This is a genomic window from Streptomyces massasporeus, from assembly GCF_014648995.1.
Lineage (GTDB): Bacteria > Actinomycetota > Actinomycetes > Streptomycetales > Streptomycetaceae > Streptomyces > Streptomyces massasporeus.
Genome location: NZ_BMSE01000051.1, coordinates 1 through 4,700, shown reverse-complemented (window position 1 = coordinate 4,700; position 4,700 = coordinate 1). Strand labels below are relative to the sequence as shown.

At 69.3% G+C, this 4,700-nt stretch carries 7 protein-coding genes; all 7 read left to right on the top strand.

All coding sequences use genetic code 11. The features are described from left to right. Positions 1-557, top strand: a 557-nt coding sequence (locus tag IE153_RS41045; protein WP_189594772.1) for an HNH endonuclease, incomplete at its 5' end; no start/stop codon positions are given. Further along, entirely contained in the window at positions 554-1,387 is an 834-nt protein-coding gene (locus IE153_RS41040) for a PD-(D/E)XK nuclease-like domain-containing protein (RefSeq protein ID WP_189594771.1), read from the top strand. The genes IE153_RS41045 and IE153_RS41040, both read left to right, overlap by 4 nt. Next, positions 1,384-2,154 carry an ATP-binding protein gene (locus IE153_RS41035; RefSeq protein ID WP_189594770.1) on the top strand — a complete coding sequence of 257 codons (771 nt, stop codon included), beginning with the start codon at positions 1,384-1,386 and terminating at the stop codon, positions 2,152-2,154. The genes IE153_RS41040 and IE153_RS41035 overlap by 4 nt, the downstream gene beginning before the upstream one ends. A 59-nt stretch (positions 2,155-2,213) precedes the next feature. Next, the gene (locus IE153_RS41030; RefSeq protein WP_189594769.1) at positions 2,214-2,594 is read left to right on the top strand and encodes a hypothetical protein; all 381 of its coding nucleotides are present in this window, start codon (positions 2,214-2,216) and stop codon (positions 2,592-2,594) included. Further along, entirely contained in the window at positions 2,591-2,779 is a 189-nt protein-coding gene (locus IE153_RS41025; RefSeq protein ID WP_189594768.1) for a hypothetical protein, read from the top strand. The genes IE153_RS41030 and IE153_RS41025 overlap by 4 nt, the downstream gene beginning before the upstream one ends. Further along, on the top strand, positions 2,776-3,570 hold the full coding sequence (locus tag IE153_RS41020) for a hypothetical protein (protein WP_189594767.1): 795 nt from the start codon (positions 2,776-2,778) through the stop codon (positions 3,568-3,570). The genes IE153_RS41025 and IE153_RS41020 overlap by 4 nt, the downstream gene beginning before the upstream one ends. Continuing rightward, a partial coding sequence (locus IE153_RS42990) for a hypothetical protein (RefSeq protein ID WP_229829444.1) occupies positions 3,567-4,700 on the top strand: 1,134 nt, incomplete at its 3' end. The genes IE153_RS41020 and IE153_RS42990, both read left to right, overlap by 4 nt.

Genomic DNA, 4,700 nt, shown 5'->3' with positions numbered 1-4,700 from the left:
CATGGGTCGAAGTTCCCGCGCTCAAGTCGGGAGTGGACGTCACGGTCCTGATGGACCTCGATGACTACGTCGCCCTCGACGGCCGCAGGATCTCCATCGGATCGCACGGCTATGCCCAGGTCTGGGAGCGCCCGCACATGCTCCTGCTGCATCGCTGGATCATGGGCGTCAAGCCCGGAACTCGCTACAAGGTCATCGTCGATCACATCGACCGCAACGTCCTCGACTGCCGACGCAACAACCTTCGGGTCGTCACGCCGACACAGTCGAACCTCAACCGGGCCGTGCGTACCCGCGAACTGCCGCTCGGCGTCTACCCCACCCCTAGTGGGCGGTACCTGGCGAAGCTCACGCGCGGCTATCGGGCGCACGGCTTCGGCACACACTCCAATCCCGCAGAGGCTGCCGCAGCAGTTGCGGGTGGACGGTCCCTCCTCGACCGCACCACCCAGCAGCCGATCCGCTGCATCCGCTGCCAAGATGAGGACGGTCCGTTCACCGACGCCGGCCTGTGCGAGCCGTGCGCCCGCCCCATGCCGCTGGACGGCGTCGCATGACCGCCGCGGTGGACGTCGAGCCCGGCCTGTACGACATCGACGCCGAGCTGTACCACTCCGACCCGATCCCCGGCGGCAGCCTCTCCTCCACCGGCGCCCGCCGCCTGGCCGACTGCCCGGCCCGCTTCAAGCACTTCCTCGACCACCCCGAGCCCTACAAGCCCGAGTTCGAGTTCGGCACCGCCGCCCACACCGTGATCCTCGGCAACGGCCCGGAGCTCGTCGTTGTCGACGAGAAGCGGTGGGACACCAACGAGACCAAGGCCCGCGTCGCCGCCATACGGGCAGCCGGCGGCGTGCCGCTCAAGCCGGAAGCCCGCCGGCGCATTGACGATATGGCCGAAGCGCTCGCTCGCCACCCCGAAGCCTCCGACCTGCTCACCCCGGGCAGCGGCCTCGCCGAACAGTCGATCTTCTGGGAAGAGGACGACATCTGGCGGCGCAGCCGCATCGACTGGCTCCGCCCCGAAGAGATCGTCGACTACAAGTCCGCACGGTCCGTGCACCCCGATTACCTGCAGAAGGCCGTGCAGGACTACGGCTATCACCAGCAAGACGACTTCTACCGGCGCGGGGCCATCCACCTCGGGCTCATCCCGCCGGACGGCTCCTTCAAGTTCATCTTCCAGGAGAAGCAGCCGCCCTACCTGGTGACCGTCGTCGAGCTGGACTTCCCGGCCCGCGTCATCGGCGGCGAGCTCAACGACCGCGCCTTCTGGACCTACGCCATGTGCCGACAGACCGGCCACTGGCCCGCCTACAGCGAAGGCATCACCTATCTCTCGCTCCCCCCGTGGGCGGAGCGCAAGTACGCCGAGGAGACCTCGTGACCCAGCTTCCGCCGCCCACCCGCACCGCACCCCGCGCGGCACAGAACGGCGCCGACCAGCAGTTCGCGTTCCGCCCCGCCTCCAAGGTCGGCCGCAAGGCCCGCCTGTCCATCCAGGGCATGTCCGGCTCCGGCAAGACCTGGACCGGCCTCTCCATCGCCCACGGCCTCTCCGAGGGCCGCAAGTTCGCCGTCATCGACACCGAGAAGGGCGCCGCCAGCCTCTACGCCGGACACCACGGCATCCAGTTCGACAGCTGCCCCATGGACCGCTACGACCCCCGCGACCTGATCAAGGTCCTCGACTCCGCCGCGCAGGCCGGCTACCCCACCGTCTTCGTCGACAGCCTCAGCCACTTCTGGAAGGGCACCGACGGCACCCTCGACCAAGTCGAGAAGGCCAAGGCCAAGTACGGCGGCAACAAGTTCGCCGGCTGGAAGGACGGCACCCCCATCCAGAACGACATGGTCGCCGCGATCCTCGACTACCCCGGCCACGTCGTCTGCTCGATGCGCTCCTACACGGAGTGGGTGCTGGAGAACGGCAAGCCGCAGCGGGTCGGGATGCGGCCCGAGCAGCGCAAGGGCATCGAGTACGAGTTCGACCTGGCCGTGGCGATGGACCTCGACAACCGGCTCGAAGTCCTCAAGTCCCGCTGCCCCTCGCTCCACCGCAAGGTCATCGACCGGCCCAACGGGGCCCGCGACATCGCCGCCCCGCTCCTCGCCTGGCTCGCCGCCGAGCCCGAGCAGACCACCGAGCAGTAGCCCGCACGCCTGAGGCCGCCCCGCGGGAATCGGGGCGGCCCCTACCCCAAGGACATCAGATGACGAAGCGTTTGTCTGTCGCCGAGCGCCTGGCCGCCGACGAGAAGAACCTCCTCCTCGACGACATCGTGAAGCAGTCCGACTGGTCCCTGTTCCTCGTCGAGCAGGCCGTCCTCCACTACGGGGCCCAGCGCGACGAGTTCTCCTGCAACAACCTGCGCGACGTGCTCCCCGAGCTGGGCCACGGCTTCCTCGGCGCCGCCATCAACGCCCTTCGCAGCGGCGGAGTCATCGAGCACACCGACCGCATGGTGCCGTCCACCCAGGCCAACACCCACGCGCACCGCATCGCCGTCTGGCGGCTGACCGAGCGCGGCCGGCGCATAGCCGCCCAGCGCCGCGCCGCTCGTATCGAGCAGCAGCGGAGGACGGCCGCATGAACCTCGCCTGGATCGTGCCCGCAGTCCTGGTCCCCGGCGCCGTGATGGCCGTCGTCACCGTCTGGCGCGAGCGCCGCCACCTCCCCGCCGCCCCCGACAACCTGCCGCCCGCCGACATCGACGCCTTCATCACCTGCCGCCGCATCGCCGCACTGCCCGTTGCAAGCCGAGAGGAGAAGCCGTGACCAACCACCCCCCGTCCCGCAACTGCTACCTCCGCGGCTGCAGGCAGAAGGGATGCATCGACGCCTCCACCCGCTACACCAAACGCCTCCGACTCGAGCACCAACGCGGCCAGTACCGCATGACCGACGCCACCCAGACCCGCCACCACATCGAACGCCTCATGGCCGGCGGCTGGACCCAGAAGCAGATCGCGGACGCCAGCGGCGTCGAAGCCGCCAGCATCCACCAGATCTACGTCGGCAACCAGGAGAAGACCGCGAACTGGCGGGCCGCAGCCATCCTCGCCGTCGAGATCGCACCACCCCCGCCGGACCGCCGGCGTATCGACATCACCGGAAGCCGACGCCGCCTGCAAGCACTTCGGGTCCTGGGCCACCGCCGATACGACCTGGCCGCAGAGCTCGACATGACCCCGGATCGGATCAAGCACATCACCTCGGGCCACACCCTCTGGGTAACTCCAGCAGAGGCCGCCACCATCGCCCGCCTGTACCGGCGCCTGTCCACAATCCCCGGCCCCAGCCAGCAGACAGCCACCCTTGCCCGCAACAAGGGCTGGCACGGGCCGCTCGCCTGGGACGACATCGACGACCCGGCGGCGAAGCCGGAGACTGGCGGCCGGGACGACAGCTCGGCATCTCGTCGCCGCATCGTGCGAGCCGACCCGGCCCGCGTCGCCCGCCTCACAGCGCAGGGCCTGTCCGCCGGCCAGATCGCCCAGGAGATCGGCTGCCACAAGCGCAGCGTCGTCCGGGCGCGCCGCCGGGCCGAGATGGCGGTGGCGGCGTGAAGCTCCTCGACCTCTACTGCTGCCAGGGCGGCGCCACCAAGGGCTACGGCGACGCCGGCCTCGAAGTGACCGGCGTCGACAAGGACCCACAGCCCCGCTACATCGGCGACGCCTTCTACCAGGCCGACGCCGTCCAGTTCGTCTACGACCGGCTCGACTGGATCCGGGAGACGTTCGACTTCCTCCACGCGTCCCCGCCCTGCCAGCTCGACTCCGACTGCCAGCGGATCATGCGCAACGACCACCCCGACCTGATCGAACCCACTCGCGAGGCCCTCGAACTCACCGGCCTGCCCTACGTGATCGAGAACGTCGCCGGGGCCCTGCCCAAGCTGAAGCAGCCGGTCGAACTGTGCGGGCTCATGTTCGGCATGACCCGCACCTACCGGCACCGCTACTTCGAAGCCGGCGGCGGCTGGACCCTGCCTCAGCCGCACCACCCGCGGCACGAAGCACCCCAGGTCAAGATGGGCCGCCCCGCCCGGGACGGCGAAGTCATCCAGGCCGTCGGCAACTTCAGCGGCGTCAGCATCGTGCGCGACGAGTGGGACGTGCCGTGGATGAACCGCGACGGCATCCGCGAAGCCATCCCCCGGCCTACAGCCGCTACATCGCCGAGCAGTTCCTCGCGCAGAGACGGCAGGAAGCCGCGTGACCGCGGTCCGCCGGCCGCGCGCCGGACCCTGACCCGCCAGCACCGACAAGCCCGCACGACAAAGGGCCCCGCGATCGCGGGGCCCGGAGGAAAGGAGGACGCGATGTCACAGTTCGAGGGCGCGCCCCTTGGCAACGTCGAGCGATTCCCGCAGGATGCGCGCCTTCTGCCTTGCATCGGGGCTGTCGAGCGCCTCCAGATCCTCCACGTATCCGCGCAGCTCCCTGAGCGTCGCGTAGTCCTCGTAGCTGACGATCACAGCCGCTTCCTTGCCGCGGTTGATGAGGACGGTGGGCTCGCCGGCGTAGCGGGCGCGCGAGATGACCTCACCGAGGACGTTGCGGGCTTCGGCGATCTTGGCGCGGTGCTCGGTGGGGGTCGCGGTCATGGAGCCAGCGTAGCGGATTTGCTACACAGCACACCACAGCGAACTCGCTTTCTTAGCTATCATAGCTATCATAGCTACGAGCGTGCT